The organism is Paenibacillus motobuensis (genome assembly GCF_039521865.1).
Taxonomy (GTDB): Bacteria; Bacillota; Bacilli; order Paenibacillales; family Paenibacillaceae; genus Fontibacillus; species Fontibacillus motobuensis.
This window is the reverse complement of the sequence record NZ_BAAACX010000012.1, coordinates 15,790-31,778: the sequence shown is the minus strand read 5'-3', so window position 1 is coordinate 31,778 and position 15,989 is coordinate 15,790. Positions and strand designations below refer to the sequence as shown.

15 protein-coding genes are annotated in these 15,989 nt (G+C 48.1%); 5 read left to right on the top strand and 10 right to left on the bottom strand.

Translation table 11 applies throughout. The features are described from left to right. Nucleotides 1–144 precede the first annotated feature (144 nt). The 3 genes from ylbJ (at nt 145) to ABD014_RS14425 (ending at nt 3,743) form a co-directional block, all read left to right on the top strand. Nucleotides 145–1,392, top strand: a complete 1,248-nt coding sequence (gene ylbJ / locus ABD014_RS14435) for a sporulation integral membrane protein YlbJ (protein WP_343862237.1) — start codon at nt 145–147, stop codon at nt 1,390–1,392. Nucleotides 1,393–1,467: 75 nt separating this feature from the next. Beyond that, the gene (locus tag ABD014_RS14430) at nt 1,468–2,274 is read left to right on the top strand and encodes an NAD kinase (RefSeq protein WP_343862235.1); all 807 of its coding nucleotides are present in this window, start codon (nt 1,468–1,470) and stop codon (nt 2,272–2,274) included. 26 nt (nt 2,275–2,300) lie between these two features. Further along, the gene (locus ABD014_RS14425) at nt 2,301–3,743 is read left to right on the top strand and encodes a S41 family peptidase (RefSeq protein WP_343862233.1); all 1,443 of its coding nucleotides are present in this window, start codon (nt 2,301–2,303) and stop codon (nt 3,741–3,743) included. 28 nt (nt 3,744–3,771) lie between these two features. Here ABD014_RS14425 and ABD014_RS14420 read toward each other — a convergent pair whose 3' ends face one another. Together ABD014_RS14420 and lipA are read right to left on the bottom strand one after the other, a co-directional pair. After that, nucleotides 3,772–4,104 carry a YutD family protein gene (locus ABD014_RS14420; protein ID WP_343862231.1) on the bottom strand — a complete coding sequence of 111 codons (333 nt, stop codon included), beginning with the start codon at nt 4,102–4,104 and terminating at the stop codon, nt 3,772–3,774. Between the two features lie 23 nt (nt 4,105–4,127). Further along, a complete protein-coding gene (gene lipA / locus ABD014_RS14415) occupies nt 4,128–5,027 on the bottom strand; it encodes a lipoyl synthase (protein WP_343862229.1) in 900 nt (299 codons plus the stop codon). A gap of 273 nt (nt 5,028–5,300) precedes the next feature. Here lipA and ABD014_RS14410 point away from each other — a divergent pair, with 273 nt between their 5' ends. Continuing rightward, nucleotides 5,301–6,332 (top strand): M23 family metallopeptidase, encoded by a 1,032-nt coding sequence (locus tag ABD014_RS14410; protein ID WP_379339971.1) that lies wholly within the window; start codon nt 5,301–5,303, stop codon nt 6,330–6,332. Between the two features lie 53 nt (nt 6,333–6,385). Here the strand turns inward: ABD014_RS14410 and yunB are convergent, their stop codons facing one another. From yunB to ABD014_RS14395, 3 genes are all read right to left on the bottom strand, one after another. Next, the gene (yunB, locus tag ABD014_RS14405) at nt 6,386–7,228 is read right to left on the bottom strand and encodes a sporulation protein YunB (protein WP_343862225.1); all 843 of its coding nucleotides are present in this window, start codon (nt 7,226–7,228) and stop codon (nt 6,386–6,388) included. Nucleotides 7,229–7,761: 533 nt separating this feature from the next. Then, nucleotides 7,762–8,559 carry a TrmH family RNA methyltransferase gene (locus ABD014_RS14400; protein ID WP_343862343.1) on the bottom strand — a complete coding sequence of 266 codons (798 nt, stop codon included), beginning with the start codon at nt 8,557–8,559 and terminating at the stop codon, nt 7,762–7,764. Between the two features lie 23 nt (nt 8,560–8,582). Continuing rightward, complete coding sequence (locus tag ABD014_RS14395; RefSeq protein ID WP_148466492.1) at nt 8,583–9,257, bottom strand: potassium channel family protein; 675 nt, start codon at nt 9,255–9,257, stop codon at nt 8,583–8,585. 124 nt (nt 9,258–9,381) lie between these two features. Between ABD014_RS14395 and sspI the strand changes: the two genes are divergently transcribed. Then, nucleotides 9,382–9,615 carry a small acid-soluble spore protein SspI gene (sspI, locus tag ABD014_RS14390; RefSeq protein WP_343862221.1) on the top strand — a complete coding sequence of 78 codons (234 nt, stop codon included), beginning with the start codon at nt 9,382–9,384 and terminating at the stop codon, nt 9,613–9,615. Between the two features lie 99 nt (nt 9,616–9,714). Here the strand turns inward: sspI and ABD014_RS14385 are convergent, their stop codons facing one another. The 5 genes from ABD014_RS14385 to ABD014_RS14365 form a co-directional block, all read right to left on the bottom strand. Further along, nucleotides 9,715–11,298: a peptide chain release factor 3 gene (locus tag ABD014_RS14385; RefSeq protein ID WP_343862219.1), complete on the bottom strand. Its 1,584-nt coding sequence runs from the start codon at nt 11,296–11,298 to the stop codon at nt 9,715–9,717. A 171-nt stretch (nt 11,299–11,469) separates the two neighbouring features. After that, complete coding sequence (gene zwf / locus ABD014_RS14380; RefSeq protein WP_343862217.1) at nt 11,470–13,023, bottom strand: glucose-6-phosphate dehydrogenase; 1,554 nt, start codon at nt 13,021–13,023, stop codon at nt 11,470–11,472. 210 nt (nt 13,024–13,233) lie between these two features. Beyond that, nucleotides 13,234–14,067, bottom strand: a complete 834-nt coding sequence (locus ABD014_RS14375; RefSeq protein ID WP_343862215.1) for a hypothetical protein — start codon at nt 14,065–14,067, stop codon at nt 13,234–13,236. 180 nt (nt 14,068–14,247) lie between these two features. Beyond that, nucleotides 14,248–14,910 (bottom strand): response regulator transcription factor, encoded by a 663-nt coding sequence (locus ABD014_RS14370; protein ID WP_251415240.1) that lies wholly within the window; start codon nt 14,908–14,910, stop codon nt 14,248–14,250. Beyond that, nucleotides 14,900–15,967 carry a sensor histidine kinase gene (locus ABD014_RS14365; RefSeq protein WP_343862212.1) on the bottom strand — a complete coding sequence of 356 codons (1,068 nt, stop codon included), beginning with the start codon at nt 15,965–15,967 and terminating at the stop codon, nt 14,900–14,902. Before ABD014_RS14365 ends, ABD014_RS14370 begins: the two co-directional genes overlap by 11 nt. Nucleotides 15,968–15,989 lie beyond the last annotated feature (22 nt).

Here is a 15,989-nt window from a genome sequence, read left to right as displayed (position 1 = left end):
CATCCAAAAATGAATTTATAGTGCTATTTTACCATATGAAACCGAAAAAAACAGCACTTCATGTAATCGCTTTCCTATTTTTTTGGTGATGTTTGTCCCTCCGGGCTCATACACTGGACTATGACTCAAGTGGAGGCGTTATCCATGAACAAAAGCTGGACAAGAGCGATTATTCCTCTATTAGCACTTATTCTCATCGTGATGATGCTGATTTATCCTTCGGCCTCCTGGGAGGCGGGCGTACGTGGATTAGCTATTTGGTGGGACGTGCTCTTTCCGTCCCTGTTCCCTTTCTTTGTGATCTCCGAGCTTATGCTCGGTTTTGGAATTGTCCATTTTATAGGCAAACTGCTGGATCCTTTGATGCAACCATTATTTCGCATTCCTGGAACAGGCGGCTTTGTCGCCGCCATGAGCTTCGCCTCTGGCTATCCCGTCAGCGCCAAGCTCACCACCAAGCTGCGTAGACAACTGCTGATCGGACGCGAGGAAGGGGAGAGGCTTGTCGCCTTCACTACGACCTCAGACCCGATCTTTCTGATCGGAGCCGTATCCGTCGGCTTTTTCGGTAATCCGAAGCTGGCCGGCGCACTCGCCCTCGTTCATTACGGCAGCGCCATCATTGTAGGCTTTATCATGAGATTTTACGGCACGAAGCGAAGTACAGATAAATCAGCTAGTTCTGCGGACAAGAAGTCAAGGGAAACGCGCTTCAGTATCCGGCTTGCTCTAAGAGCCATGCATGAAGCAAGACTCGTGGACGGACGGAGCTTGGGAGAACTGCTGCGCCACGCAGTCACTTCGTCCCTTCAGCTTATGGTCGTCGTTGGCGGGCTGGTCGTCTTTTTCTCCGTCATCCTCGAGGTGTTGACTGCTGCAAATGTAATGGGCTTCTTCTATAGCACAGTGCAAGGGATACTTGCTATTCTACACTTGCCCCCTGAGTTAGCCCAAGCCTTTGTAGGCGGAACGTTCGAGGTCACACTTGGGGCTAAAGCATCAGCATCCCCCGCCGATGTCCCGTTCATGTTCAAGGCAGCCGCGGCAGCCTTCATTCTATCCTGGGGTGGTCTGTCGGTACACGCACAGGTAGCCAGCATCTTGAATGATGCGGATCTGCGCTATCTTCCTTTCTTCTTCGCCAGGCTGATACATGCTTTTCTGGCCGCGGCTCTTATGCTTATAGCTTGGAAGCCACTAATGGGTGCAAGCCCCTCCTTCAAGCCGCTGGAGCAGCCTGAACAGCTGCTGCAACGATGGAGCGAAGTGCCTAGCCTTTTTATCGTGTTCGTAAAAATTGTAGTAATACTGCTTATTTTATCTCTTTTGGCGCGAATCATTCAGCAGTTCCTGTCATCCTTGCCTAAACAGAAAGGAAAACCGAAAAAATGAAACGTTGTGTTATTTTTCATAATTGATTATGATCTTTACAGGTATTATAAAAGATTTGCAAAGGAGCCTATCACCTTGAGATATTACGTTCTGGACCGCGGAGATCAACTATCCAGAGATCTTAGCAAGTCCTTTCACAAGCTGGCGGGGGAGCATGGACTGATACTGGATGCCGAATCCCCTGATATTGTTGTGTCTATTGGCGGGGACGGCACGATGCTCCATGCATTCCACTCCTTCATTAACCGCGTATCTTCTATCGCCTTTGTTGGAGTACATACTGGCCATCTCGGCTTCTATGCCGACTGGAAAGCGGATGAAATCCCCGAACTCATCCAACTTATGAGCGGACAGAAAGACCGCCGGCAGTTGAATCCCAGAATCGTCCATTATCCTCTACTCGAAGTGGAAGTGGTCAAGAAATCCGGTACCTCCTCGTCCATCTGCCTCAATGAATTTACTCTCAAAAGTGTGGATGGCGGTACGATCGTAGCCCAGGTTGACATTAACGACCAGATGTTCGAAATGTTCAGAGGGGACGGTATTTGCGTATCTACCCCTTCAGGAAGTACGGCGTACAACAAGAGCCTTGGGGGCGCCATGGTACATCCTTCTATAGAAGCTATGCAGATTTCTGAGATTGCTTCGATCAACAACCGTGTATTCCGTACGATGGGCTCAGCTCTGGTGCTGCCTAAGCATCACCATTGTGATATATACTCACGCAAAGAACAGAATTTGATGCTTACTATTGATCATATCAATACGCCTGTGGATGACCTTATCTCGGTTCGCTGTCAGGTTGCCAAGCAGAAGATCAGTTTTGTACGCTATCGTCCTTTTCCATTCTGGAATCGGGTACGCAATGCCTTTCTAGGTTAATCTTATTTTGCAAAGGATGGACAATAATGAAGTTGAACAAGTTAGGTAGGAGATTACTAGTTCCTCTACTGGCCCTGATGCTTACCCTCCCGCAGGCTGCAAGCGCCGCTGCCGAAAGTACGGAACAGACCAAAGATTCAGAGCTTAAGATTCTGCAAGAGGTGCTCGATTATCTAGATGCTTACAATATCGAAGGGACACAGAGACAGGAATTTATCGATAATGCAATACGCGGAATGATCTATACCCTTGATGATCCATACAGTGACTATTTAACTCCTGAAGATATGGAGCAATTTGCCGGCAGCATCAACCAGGAATATGTCGGCATCGGCATCACGCTTAGATATGCTAAGGACAAATTGTATATTACAGGCGTACTAGACGGTTCTCCAGCTAAGAATACGGGACTCAAACAAGGAGATATCATTACGAAAATTAATGGTGTTCCCGTTGCCGATATGGAAGATATCGACCTGAGCGGACAAGCAGGTACCGTCATCCGCATTACAATTAAGCGCGGTTCTGACAGTCTTACTTTCCCCGTCAAGCGTACTGAGTTTTCACTCACATCGGTAACAGGAAAGCTCATTCCGTCCAGCAAGATCGGATATATCTCCATCGCTTCATTCTCGGAAGACTCGGATAAGGAATTCGCCAAGATATTAGCTTCACTGCGTAACCAAGGCATGAAATCGATGGTACTCGACTTGCGTGATAATCTGGGCGGCTATGTGGAATCTGCACAAAATATCGCCAGCCAATTCATGAAAAACGGTACACTTATGTACACATCGGACCAGAGCGGCAAGCTGCAGAAGGTAAACATCACGAACGGCAAAGATATTGGAATGCCGGTCACAATTCTGACTAATGAATGGACGGCCAGCGCCTCTGAGATTCTTACTGGTGCGCTGCATGATAATGGAATCGCCAAGGTCGTTGGTGCCCAGACCTATGGAAAGGCTCGGATTCAGAACGTCTTCCAATTATCCAATGGTGGATACCTCAAAATGACCATCGAACGTTATTTAACACCAAATAAAGAAGACTTCAATTATATCGGCCTGAAGCCCGACATCGAAATTACAGGCAATCCTGTCGCTCAGCTCGTTACCGCACTGTACAAAGCTGGACTGAAACATGTGGAACTTAGCGGCAGCGCCTATTCGTTGAAGGTGAATGGCGTTGAGCTGGGCGGTTATATTGACACAGTTCAAAACGGCAACAAAATCTACGTACCGGCCAAAGTGCTGGCGGCCCTTGTACAAGGCAACACTACTTGGAACAAAGCGGCTCAGAAGCTGGTTATTACCGATCAGAATGGCAAGAAGACCGGCTTCACTCTGGCCTCCAAGAGTATAAAAATAATCGACGATGAGTCCTATGTGGAACTCCATGATTTCGTGCAGAAGTTTCCTGATTTGAAATGGAGCTATCAGCAAGGCATTATCCATTTATCTTATTAAAAAATAACATAATATAACGGCTGCCGATTTACTCGGCAGCCGTTTTCTCTTCTTCTTGGACTGTTTTGTTGGAAGGTTCTTTTTGAGTATCTTTCATCTTCTGCAGAACAAAGTAGGCACATCCAAAATTGCAGTACTCGTTAATATACTCAGTAATGCTGGAATATGCTGAATCGCGTGTCACCTTCGGATGATTGTCACGCAGGAAGCCCTTCAGACGCAGCTTCTCATAGCCCCAATCGCCGATAATGTAATCATAACGATCCAACACTTCGCTGTATCTTTGCTTGAATGCTTCCTGATCCCAAGCATTCTTATGATTGTATATCAGTTCATATGTTCTGCCGCCAATGTGGATCATTGGCTTTCCCTCCTTAATCGCCCTTAAGACAGCGCAGTCGCGCCATCTTTGTGGCTCTTGGCCGATTTAACCTGCTCATGCGCATGATAAGAGCTGCGAACGAGTGGGCCTGATTCAACGTGGCTGAAACCGCGCTTCATTCCCTCTTCCTTCAGCTCTGCGAATTGCTCAGGTGTATAATACTTATCAACACGGAGATGCTTCGGTGACGGCTGTAGATACTGACCAATCGTCAGGATGTCGCAATCTACCGCCCGTAAATCATCCATCGCCTGTAGAATTTCGTCCCATTCCTCGCCTACGCCAAGCATAATACTGGACTTCGTAGGGATGTCAGGCTGCATTTGCTTCGCTCTTTGCAGCAATTCCAGGGAGCGGCGATATTTCGCCTTAGCCCGGACACGATCGGATAGGCGTTCTACTGTCTCGATATTGTGATTCAGAATGTCAGGCTTCGCATCCATCACGATACGCAGGGAATCCTCATCCCCCATAAAGTCGGGAATCAATACCTCAACAGAGCAGAGGGGCAGACGCTTGCGAATAGCGGCGACTGTTCCTGCAAAGATCGAAGCGCCCCCATCCTTCAGATCGTCTCTAGCTACGCTGGTAACAACGCAATGGCGCAGATTCATATTTTCAGCAGCTTCAGCAACACGTTCCGGCTCTTGCAGATCCAGTTCAGTAGGCATTCCCGTGTTTACCGCGCAGAAGCGGCATGCGCGTGTACAAATATCGCCCAGAATCATGAAAGTTGCTGTACGATTCGCCCAGCATTCATATATATTCGGACAACGTGCCTCTTCACAAACAGTATGTAAAGTTTTGGAACGCATCATTGTCTTGATGTCTTGATAGTTATCGCCGGTTGTCAGTTTAATTCTAATCCAGTCCGGTTTCGGTTCATTTGCGAGCTTCGACAAGATAGAAACCTTCCTTCTTTATTGGTTTGTATTGAAGATCATTGTAATCCCACAATGACATTTATTATACCATGAATCCACTAGGAATACCTACTTAATAAATTGGAATAAAAACACATCATTTGATCCAACCTAAGTGTGGAGCTACGTCTATTGACTATAAGCGTGTTTTCAAAAAGTTCGGTTTTCAGCACCGACCTGCCTCTACAAACCTCTCATTAAGGAGGAGACGATACCTTGAAGATAACCTTAACATCCCTATACAGCAAGACGATGGGCTGTCTTATCGCCGCTTCATTGGTGACAGTACCTTGGCCTTTTAGTGAATCCCCAGTCACTACGGCCCATGCCGCTACTCCGGAGAAGCCAGGAACAGCCCAAACCGGCCTGAGCGTCTATGAGCTAAGACGGGACCTATACGAGGAAATTAGCATTCAGACGCAAATTCCGTGGTACTGGCTTGCTGCTATCGATCAATATGAACGGACCATAACCCCGCGTTCTCGTAAAAAAGTGAAGCAGGAAGAGCAAACCGATCGATTAACGAGCATCCGATTTAAAGAAGGCATCTGGTCCGGGCCTATTAATCCCGATCCGGCCGACAAAAACCTGACCACGATTGCCTTGTTCGGCGGAATTGGCAAGGATGCATCGGCGGACGGAGCCGCCGACCCGACAGATGATCATGACGCCATGTTCACCATGGCCTCTTATTTGATCAGTATCGGTTATAAGGAAGAGGACTTTCAAATCGCTCTATGGCGTTATTATCAGAATGATTCCGCGGTGAAGCGTATCCGGCAATTTGCCAAAATCTACAAAGCATTCGGACCGATCAATCCTACCGCCAGCGCGTTTCCACTCCCGATCAAGAGCATTTACACCTATCGCGATACGTGGGGAGACCGGCGCGGATGGGGCGGCCTTCGCATCCATGAAGGGACAGACCTGTTCGCCTCCTACGGCGTACCGGTTCGCAGTGTATGCTATGGAATCATCGAGACCAAGGGATGGAATCCCTATGGCGGCTGGCGAATTGGCATTCGCGATCTGAATAATCGATATCATTACTACGCCCATCTGCAAGGTTATGAGAAGAAGATCGAGATCGGCGACATGGTCACACCGGGCCAGGTCATCGGTTGGGTCGGTAGCAGCGGATATGGCCCTCCGGGAACACAAGGGAGGTTCCCTCCTCATCTTCACTATGGGATCTACCGCGATACCGGTACCACTGAGTGGGCCTTCAATCCGTATCCCCTGCTTAAGCAATGGGAAAAGGCCGAGCGTAGCCGCAGCAAGTAAGCACCGGATTATCGGAACACTCATTTGCTATGGACTAGAATCAGCCTATTCTTTTAATGCTCCGACGATTGCATCGTATCTTGCCCGTTCACCTGCTCCCCATCTTTCGAGGGGGCGGTTCCCTCTATAGGCGAGTTGCTGCCCTCCTGAGGCAGCTGCTCGTCTGTTTTATTAGGAGCCGGTATGGCAATATTAGGCGCCCCGGCTTGATTGCCGACGGGATTTCCTTTGCTATCGTAGTAATACATCGGAACATCGCCGACGACGAGCAAGTAAGAGACAGGGATCTCGGTCTCAACAGATTGCGGCTCCATATCAAATGGAACGACGACAGCCAGCTCCGCTTTGACCCTCAAATATACCTCCACCAAGATCATATTAATGCCTGCATCCTGTTTACGGGTGCTCAAATCAACCTTCACGTCCCCCTGCGGCTCGATCTTAATCGGAATTCGCGGACCGAATGAAGCAAGAATCGGACTGCCTAGTGCTTGCCCTAGCGGAATCGTCTCCGATAAATGCGATACTTCCTCCAGCGTGTCCCGGACTGTTGCGATCGTATCCGATGTAATCTTCATGTGTGAAGAATAGTTCAACATGAACCCGGACACTTTCCCGTTGCCATCCATCTTCCAATCGATCAACCGGTCGACTTGATCTGTATTCGCTACCTGCGAAGTGATCGCTTCATTGATCGCATCCGTGGCCATCTGCTTCACACGGATACTGGCCAAATGCATAATCGGTCCTTTCATATGCTTCTCTACATAATTATAAAACTGTAAAAATCCAAATATGGTGATCACCACGATGATCAGCCACAACCACCGTCTGCTCCCAGACTTTCTTCTTGGCCGTCTCCTCCGGCTACGCCAACCCCTTCTGAATCGCAGCATCTCTCACCCTCCCAGCCAGCAGGCAACTTCTAGAGGTTTGTTGTTCAAGCCCGCTCTTGAACACACACTTCTAGAGGTTGTTCAAAAAGTCCGCTTTTGATCACGAAGTGAATCAGGAAGCAAATTCGACATCGAATCTTGAATTCAACCGGGCCTTCTGGTGCTCACGTACAAACTACGTACGCTCCGCTCCTCAGTCCCTAACTTCATCCAACCTTCTCGGTGCTGAGAACCGGCCTTTTTGAACACACACTTCTATACAAGTTATGCCGAACCTGGCCAAAAAAGAAGGACTGCCTTTCTAGGGGTCATTCTCTGTTAGCAGTCTCTGATAGGATAAAATTCATCCGAATAGTTGCATACAAGCAGCTATATTCCCTATTGAGGGTATAGAGGACAGAATCTATGGACAAAAAAAGACTGGATTAAGGATCGAGCAGGTTAGCTGATCCCATTTCCGGTCTTTGGTTTTCTTGGACACTGGTTTTTATCCTAATGGACACTTATTTAGGGTCGTGGACAGGAATTATTGTTCAGTTAAAATAACGCTGCCGCAGCCCTTCATACAACAGCACCGAAGCAGCCATGGCCACATTAAGCGATTCCGCCTGACCGCGCATCGGGATGATCAGTCCATCATCCATCAGCGCACGGACTTCTTCGCTAAGCCCGCCGCCTTCACTGCCGAACAGCAGCCAGACTGGGCCGGTAAAATCATATTCGTAGCAGTTAACCGCCGCCTGCAGACTTGTGCCAGCAAGACGAATGCCTCGTTCCTTGGCTTGCGGTAAGATTTCCGACAACCGGCCGCGCAAAATCGGCAGATGAAATAACGATCCCATCGTGGAGCGGATCACCTTGGGGCTATAAATGTCGGCGCTTCCTGAGCCGATAATGACGCCGTCGGCACCCACGGCATCCGCTGTACGAATAATTGTGCCAACATTGCCGGGATCCTGGACTCCGTCGAGCACGACAACAAGGCTGCGATCCTTGTTCAGCAGCGACTTCATCTGTACCAGCTCATCTGGCTTGCGCAGAACGGCAAATACCGGCTGAGGCGTCTTCGTATCGCTACACTTGGCGATCACCGCCCCGGACACAGCGATCCAGTTCACATCAAGCCGTGCAGCAGCAGCCGAAGATAACTCCGCCGGAATTCCGTTCTCCTTCTCATAACATATACACTCTATGTCCGCACCTGAACGAAGCGCCTCCTGAACTAAATGGATGCCTTCGATCAAGAATTTATCCTGCTTATCCCGATGCTTCTTCTCAAGCAGCAGTGCCCACTCTTTCACTCGAGCATTTTGCGGCGATAAAATTTCCATCATGTTTATTTCATCCTAACCGATCAAGATTCTGCATAAGCTAGTTCCAGCTTCGTTAAATCGTTCTTCTGTCCTACGATAATCAGAATATCGCCTTCCTCAAGACGGTCATCCGCTGTAGGTGAAATATTCATCTTCGTCCCCCGCTTGATCGCCATCACGTTACAGCCGAATTTGGCCCGAACGTCCAGCTCCTTCAGGTTCTGACCAAGCATGCCAGAAGTGGCCCGCATCTCTGCGATACTATATTCATCTGATAACTCAATATAGTCCAGAATATTAGGTGAAGTTAGATGATGCGCTACCCGAAGCCCCATATCTCTTTCCGGATAAATGACTTTATCGGCTCCGATCTTGTTCAACACTTTACCATGAAGCTCATTCTGCGCTTTTACGACGATCAGCGGTCCCCCGAGATCTTTTAATATTAGGGTAGTGAGAATACTCGCCTGAATATCCTGGCCAATCGCCACAACAACTACATCAAAATTACGGATGCCCAGCGCACGCAGCGCTTCTTCATCCGTCGAATCTGCGGATACCGCATGTGTTACAATATTGGATACAGCCTGGGTTCTTTGCTCATTTGCATCGATCGCAAGAACATCGAATCCCATGCCACTAAGAGCACTCGCGACACTAAGACCAAATCTTCCCATACCTATTACGGCAAATTGTTTTTTTTCTGTGCGTGCCACAATTATTCACCCCGAACTTTTGGATTCGATCTAGTATACCATATTCGATACAAAACTTGAATTTATACAGACCGGATCGGGAACATTAACGACTGGGCCTATACTATTTCAAGGAGGGTTCTCCATGTCAATTATGCTTGATCTGCGTCAGGCTGTCATTCACAAGGTACATGGCAAGGACAAGGAGGGGCTGCGTGAGATGATCGAGGGCTCCATAGACGCTCAGGAAGCAGCGCTGCCCGGGCTTGGTGTCATGTTCGAGATCATCTGGAAGAACATCGATCAGACCAAGCAGGACGAATTGCTCGACATTCTCAATCAGCAGCTTGCTCAAATGGAATTAAAGCCTTTGAAATAAGGTGGCTGCCCCATGTATAGAACAAGCCTTTACTAACCGATATTCGGCCAAGTAAAGGCTTGTTTTATATAGCGTTGTTTAAAGCTTTTTAAAGGTTACTTACGGAGCAGTCTCCTGGAACTTCGCATCCGGATTTTTCTCCATCGCCGTACGCATCGCATATTCATTCTCGAACAGGGCCACATAGTTGCCCTTCTTATCCGTTACAAGCGTTGAATTAATACGGAATTTGGACGGATCCACCTTCTCGGCAACGATCCAGCGTGCGAATTGAAATGGCATCCGCTGTAATTGTACATCCACACCATATTCATTCTTCATTCTGTACTCGAACACTTCGAACTGAAGCTGTCCGACAACGCCCAACAGCGTATCCTCAAACCCAACGGTTGTGAATACTTGGATCGTCCCTTCTTCGGTCAGCTGGTCGATCCCCTTCTGGTACTGCTTATGCTTCAACGCATTCTTTACAGTAACTTTAGCAAATATCTCTGGTGAGAAGGTTGGCATCTCATCAAAGACAACACCTCCACCCTGGCTTAACGAATCCCCGATACGGAAAATACCTGGGTCAAACAGACCGATAATATCTCCCGGATAAGCTTCACTCACAATATCCCGATCCTGAGCCAAAAATTGCTGTGGCTGAGAAAGCTTAATGTCCTTACCGGTTCTCATTTGCTTCACCGACATGCCGCGTTCGAATTTGCCGGATACAATACGCAAGAAGGCAATCCGGTCACGGTGAGCCGGGTTCATATTCGCCTGGATCTTGAAAACATAGCCAGAGAACTTCTCATTCGTAGGCTCAACGGGTCCATCCTTACTGCGACGTGGCTCAGGCTTAGGTGCAAGCTGCAGGAAATTCTCCAGGAAGGTCTGAACCCCAAAGTTATTTACTGCACTACCGAAAAATACAGGAGTAAGCTGTCCATTCTTTACTTTTTCCAGATCAAATGGGTCCCCTGCTACATCGAGCAACTCCAGATCCTGACATAGCTGATCATGCAAATATTCTCCAGCCATCTCACGGATGATTGGATCATTGTAACCTTCAACCTTCTTCACTTCAATATGATCGTGATCGTCTCCTTGGAACAGCTCCACCTGATTCTTCATCCGGTCATATACACCGCACAGTTCACGTCCAGAACCGATTGGCCAGTTCATCGGTACAGAACGAATACCTAGAACCTGTTCAATTTCCTCCATCAGATCAAACGGACTACGTCCTTCACGATCCAGCTTATTAATAAATGTAAAGATCGGGATTCCCCGCTTGGCACAGACCTGGAACAACTTAATTGTCTGTGCCTCGACGCCTTTGGCCACGTCGATCAACATGACGGCGCTGTCAGCGGCAGTCAATGTACGATACGTATCCTCACTAAAATCCTGGTGACCCGGAGTATCCAGAATATTAATGCGATGTCCTTTATAATCAAATTGCATTACGGAAGAGGTTACAGAAATCCCCCGCTGCTTCTCAATCTCCATCCAGTCACTCGTTGCATGCTTGCTTGCCTTACGTGCCTTAACTGAACCGGCTAGACGGATCGCTCCCCCGAACAGCAGCAATTTCTCAGTTAAAGTCGTCTTCCCGGCGTCCGGGTGGGAAATGATTGCAAACGTTCTGCGTTTATCCACTTCCTGCTGCAGCTCTTGCTCCAATGCTTTGCTCATTCTCACTTTCCTCTCGCTTCACAAATTCATGCCTTTTATTTTAACATATTTTTTTATACAAGTACGCATATTCCTTCACGCCACTCGGCAAAAAAAGACGCACCAAACTGTTTCCCGTTTGGCGCGACTCTCTACAAAGCTTATTATCGTTAAATCCAGTATCAGATATACTTACTGCTTGATCCAGATTACGTTGTCTTCTTCCTGTCCGTTCACCGGCCACCAGTGGAATCCATCCAGGGCAAGCAGCTCATCGGCTTGCTCAGGTCCCCATGATCCTGCAGGATACATCTGGATGTCAGATGGGTTCTTGGCCCAAGCTGAAGCGATGCGATCCACGAAGGACCAAGCTGCAGCCACTTCATCCCAACGAGTGAAGTAAGTAGAATCGCCGTTAGCCGCATCATAAATGAGACGTTCATAAGCTTCAGGCGAGTTAATGCCTACCTGGCAGCTTTGGCAGAATTCCATCGCGAACGGCTCGATCTTCGACTCCGATCCCGGCTTCTTGGCATTGATCTTGATATAAATGCCTTCCATCGGATTAACACGGATGACGAGCAGATTTGGCTCTAGATTATGCTTCTGACCCAAGTAAACGTTCGTTGGCATTTGCTTGAATTCTACCACGACTTCCGTAGTCTTCACGGGCAGACGCTTACCGGTACGAATATAGAACGGTACCCCAGCCCAGCGGAAGTTATCTACAAATACCTTAGCAGCAAAGTAAGTTTCCGTGTTGGAATCTGGATCTACTTTGTCCTCTTGACGATAGCCCGGCATTTCTTTGCCATGGCTCTCTCCGGACTTGTATTGACCACGAACGACATGAGCCTTCACATCTTCTTCAGATTCATATGGACGCAGTGAGCGAAGTACTTTAACCTTCTCATCACGGATATCCTCCGGATATAGACGGCTAGGCGCCTCCATAGCAATCATCGTCAGCATTTGCAGCATATGGTTCTGACCCATGTCACGCAATGCCCCCGCATGATCGTAGTAGCCGCCGCGCTCTTCCACGCCGACCGTCTCGCTCAGCGTAATCTGTACGTTGGCAATATGCTTATTATTCCATAATGGCTCGAAGAAGGAATTCCCGAAGCGAATAACCTCGATATTCTGAACCATCTCTTTGCCGAGATAGTGGTCAATCCGGAAGATCTCCTCTTCCTTGAACACTTGGCTTAATTCTTCGTTCAACTTCTGAGCAGAGCTCAGATCGTAGCCGAAAGGCTTCTCGATCACCAATCGATGCCAGCCTTCGCTAGCAAGCATGCCGCCCTTCTTCAGGTTGAAGGATACGCTACCGAACAATTCAGGAGCGAGCGCGAGATAGAACAATCGATTACCTGGTATATTAAAGCGGTCTTCCACGGATTCCGTCAAATCCCGCAATTCATGATACCCATCTATATTGTGGATATCCAACGATTTATAAGAGAAATGCTCCGCAAACTTCGCCCAAGTCTCAAGATCATTGTCTTTGACTTTATAACGGCAGAACTCTTGGATGGAACGATACAGATCGTCCCGGAACTCTTCATGAGAACGTGGTCTCCGAGCAACGCCGATAACTGCAAAATCCTCAGCCAGCTTCCCTTCGCGATACAGCGAATAGATAGCAGGAAAGAGCTTACGACGCGCCAAGTCCCCAGTAGCACCAAAAATAAAAAATACCGCTCCCGGTGTCTGAAGTGATTCTAGATTTTGATTTTCAGTCATGGCTCCTCATTTCTTTCTATATATTATAGTGTATATTTATTCAATTCCCATCAATACCATCACTTTACAAGGCATCACTAGGTAGTGATGTAATTTTAGCACATTAACGCGAAGGTTGCCATCATATTCATATCAAAAATTGTTGGGTTTCCTGAAAATTCATCTAATATTAATCTAACATTAATTTTAAGTTCATCTTATGCATTGTTTTTAATATTCTACCGTGAGCAGCGGGGATCCAAAGGAGATTTCCTTCTCTCCAGTGTCCGCATTATAATGTACTGCCATCTGAAGTGCGACATTATAATCTCCGCTGCGGACAGACATTAGCAGTCCATCAGCTTCATAGGAGCGGCTTATCGTCTGCGAGTCTTCATCAATATACTCTTCAGCGCTATGAAGCTTGAATGCCGATCCCGTCTTCTGTTCAATCTTATTCAATAGCTTCTGAATCGAGGCACTAGAATATTCAGGCGACTGAGCCTCCATCTCTAACTCTTTGGAAAGACCTGAAGCTACGGAACCTTGCAGGGCCGCATTCCAGTTCACATCAACCCCCTCATCCTGAAGCGAATGACCATAAGTGGTCTGTAATTCACTGAAAACATCAGCATTCGCACGGGCATCCCCTTCTATGAGCAGGATGACATAATAGGAGGTCCCTCCCTCTTCAGGCATAACAGATAACTTTGAATAGACGCCGGCGTTAAAACCTTGAGCGTTGTAGACGATATGTCCTTGAACTTCATTCTCTTCCGGTGTGGACAATCCAAGCCTTGTAGCTAGTGCATAAGCAGCTTCACTAGGCTCGAGTAGCGAAATCCATGTTCCCTGCCACTTCACTGTGGCGCGGAGCTCTCCTTCCGACGAGCTTTCTGCCAGTGCAAGCACGCTCGTCCATTGTTGATCCGCTGCATCGACTTTATTCACCTTACCCTCATCCAGTCCAGCAAAGCCAATGATCACCATTATAAGTGCAAAACCGATCATAACGAAGCCACAACGCTTCAAAATATTAAGTCCTGCTCGTTCTCTTCCCGGCATCTCAAGTCCCCCGATTCTGGAATCTACTAATCTATAAATCTAGGATTCCCTGCCAGGGAAGATTTATACTCGCTCAATTTGCTCCCTTTTCACTCTTTCATGCATGTTGCCCCCAAACAAAAAAGACCCGGCTATACGCTGGGTCCTAATTCGCAATTTATAGATTCCCATGTGGTCCATTTATTCCGCAAGCCCATTCTTGTAGGCATAGATCGCCGCCTGAGTACGGTCATCTACGCCAAGCTTGGCCAAAATATTCGTAACATGGAATTTGACCGTCTTCACACCAATGATCAGATCATCGGCAATTTCCTGATTGGACTTACCTTGTGCCAGGAGCCTGAGCACGTCCATCTCCCGATCCGTAAGCTCTTCATGGGCAGGTGTCTCCGCCTTCGGCTGTCTCAGCCGGTTCATCATCTTCGAGGCCACCTGCGATTCCAGCACAGACTGCCCTCTGGCAGCTGCACGGATCGCTTCGGCAATCTCCGAAGCACGCGACGTCTTTAGCAGATAGCTGAACGCCCCCGCTTCAATAACAGGGTACATCTTCTCATCATCCAGATAACTTGTCAGCACAATGACTTTGCAGTCCGGATACAATTTCAGCAACTGTCTTGTTGCTTCAATCCCATCCATCCCCTCCATCACAAGATCCATCAGGACCACATCGGGCTTATATTCCTGAGCGAGACGGATACCTTCTTCCCCGCTGCTTGCCTCTCCGACAACTTCGATTCCATCTTCGGTTCCAAGCACGGCAGCCAGCCCGATCCGCACCATCTCATGATCGTCGACTAGCAGTACCTTGATGTCTCTTTCATTATCTATCTCATTCTCCATGATGATGATCCTCCCCGTTCTCTTCGTTCATTAACGGAATTGTGATTTCTATACGAGTACCTTTGCCTGGAGCGGTAATAATCTGGATTGAACCTCCGACCTCAAGCACCCGCTCCTGCATGGTTGATAAGCCATAAGAGGCTTGCTTCTTATCATCTAGCTGAAAGCCCATTCCATTATCTCTTAGTGTGACCTTGACGACATCCCCCCGCCGATGAATACGAATCTCCATCTTGTCAGCCTTGGCATGGCGCATCGTATTCGACATCGCTTCCTGAATAATGCGGAACAGATGATTCTCGATCCCTTTCCCGAGATTAAGCCCTTCATCCATCTCCAGTATCAGCTCAATCGGTACCTTCGCTTTCAGTTCACTAACGAGCTCTAGCAAGCCCTGGGACAACTGCTTGCCCTCTAAATATACTGGCCGCAGATGCAGCAGAAGTGCCCGCATCTCGGACTGGGCTACTGAGGCCATCTCCTCAATTAGCTCCACCTGTCGCCTAGCTTTCTCAAAATCTCTATCCATGGTCCGTCCTACTGCTGTAGCGGTCATAGATATGGCGAACAACTGCTGGGAGACTGCGTCATGAAGCTCACGAGCCAGGCGCTGCCGCTCCTCGACGATCGCTGATACGCGAGCTTGCTCGGCAAGCTGCGCATTATGGGTCGAGAGGCGCTGCAAGGAGGTTACTTGCTCTTCCCAACGCTTGCCGATTCGTACAAGCTGCTCGCCTAACTGTCCGATCTCATCCTCACCCAACTCTGGAACTGTTCCGGTCTGGTTCCCCTTCTCCCATTGCAGCAGTGCATTGCGCATCGAATCTACTTTTTTCTTATATTTGTAGCCTTGCCAGAAGCCGTATACCGAACCTAAGCTGATCAGTAGCGTCAGCAGGGTTAGCCCTGCCATAATCGCTTTCTTCCAGGAATCGGTCAGTTGGAAATAACCGTATGTATATAGAACATATAGAATGATCGCTAATAAAATAAAACAGAAGAGGATCCCTCCGCGCATACTGCGTGAGACTATACTGACAGGCTTTTTTCTCTTCATGCGGCGCAGATCCTCCTCTTTC